Annotated in this window: 1 protein-coding gene and 1 pseudogene; one reads left to right on the top strand and one right to left on the bottom strand. The window is 34.1% G+C overall.

Annotated features, from left to right (window positions below; translation table 11 throughout):
- The first annotated feature begins 720 nt into the window (after window positions 1-720).
- Window positions 721-1,095, top strand: a pseudogene (locus GH715_RS21685) (HI0074 family nucleotidyltransferase substrate-binding subunit).
- 105 nt (window positions 1,096-1,200) lie between these two features.
- On the opposite strand, the gene GH715_RS20340 reads toward GH715_RS21685, so the two are convergent.
- Window positions 1,201-1,775 (bottom strand): hypothetical protein (locus GH715_RS20340; protein ID WP_205601879.1); only part of this gene is annotated, 575 nt, incomplete at its 5' end.

The raw sequence follows: 1,775 nt of genomic DNA on the forward strand, positions 1-1,775 counted from the left end.
ATCACTCCAGGAAGCACCACCACATTTAGTATAGAGCCTTATTATGTCCGACAAAAATAATAAAAGATAACCCCTCATATGCTTTTGCCTAGGCTCTGAGGGATTATCTCCTGAAGGTGCCGCCCCTCTTATCGGGGTTCGGTCTATTGTAACCGTAGACGTTCCAGCGTCTACGGTTTTTAATATGTTATGTCTTTTCACTAAATATTATACCGCACTACACGGTTTTTAACAACAGGCTTAATCATCAAGAATAATGTTCTCCGATTCTTTTGTTGTATTGAGCAAGTTAGGGAGGGGAATATAAAAATGAGGTTTAGTCCTTGAGACAGTATCATAAAAGAAGAATATGTAAATATAAGTTATTCCACGGAGGAATACTTGATGCTAAAATTCTTTAAAAAATCAAGAATAAGAATGTTCGTATTAATCATTATACTCGGGTGGATTTGGTTTGGATTTTGGAACTTATTGACACAAAAGAACTTTAATCTAACTGATATTTTAGTTAACCCCTTGATTTTTGCTATCATCTTTGTTTTGTATGATTGGTCTTGGAATAGTAGGAGTTATAATAAAGAGAGACAGTAAGAAAAAATAGAGCGGAGGTCATTTTTCTGTATTATCTTCACTAGTTAATTTACGAAAAGCAAGCACGGAAATAATAGATAAAGTGCGGAAAGAGGGCATATTATGGAAAGGCTAAATGAAAGAATTAAAATGGCTAATAAAGCACTAACTGCTCTTCGTGGAATTCTTTCCTATCATGAAGTGACCGACGTAGTGAAAGATGCTGCAATTCAAAGGTTTGAATTTACGTTCGAAGCTAGTTGGAAAGCTGCAAAACAATATTTGTATGATGTAGAGGGGCTCGATATCGGATAACCGAAGGGTGTGATTCGTAACTGTCGGAAAGTAGGTTTATTTAATGATAAAGAAGCAGTAGATGCACTTAAAATGGTAGATGACCGCAACTTGACTGTACAAACCTATAATGAAGAGTTGTCCTTTGAGATATTTCAACGAATTCCAAACTACTATGGACTTATGGAGAAGTGGATCGATAAAATAAACGAAGGAATGAATAGTGTTTAGCCATAAGAGGATGAATTTTATTCATTTCCAGTATAAATCCGTAGATCTAATAAAAAAAGCACCCTATATAAATTTCAGGATGCTAGAATGTTATGTTACTAAACATTATTTATTAATAATTTGTACTTGCTCATGTTTATGGACATAATCTTCTGGCAAAGGAAGGCGACCATTCTCGTCCATTTTATACTCTTTACCTTGAATTATAAAAATGGTGTTTTCATCATGTCCAAACTTTCTCCAATCCTTCTCTCTCATTCCTTTGCTCTCAATATCAACTTTATGAATAACACCAGAAGGATCAATTCTATATCTTGTCGGTTTATTATTTATAGTGAAAGGCTCTTCAGTATTGATTCCCAACCTTTTAAACCCTTCTAGTACTTCACCAGCATCTCTTGCAGTGTACATAATATTAACTCTTCCAGTCTCTGCAAACGTCTGTAAATGAGTTAGAAATTGCCTGTTTTTCTCTAGATGGACACGTTTCTCATCACTAATTTGATTATCGTAATACAGTGTTTGAACGTACCTTGAATTTGAATTATTATTAAATCGATAGTTTATCAATCCATAATCTGTATCCACACTGTATACTTTATTTTCTGCAATCGTTAAATTGTAATTTCTGTCAACCTGTAAACGTGGTGAAATAGATTTATCATTGTATGTCACTTTAT

This window comes from Gracilibacillus thailandensis (genome assembly GCF_010994055.1).
GTDB lineage: Bacteria > Bacillota > Bacilli > Bacillales > Amphibacillaceae > Gracilibacillus > Gracilibacillus lacisalsi.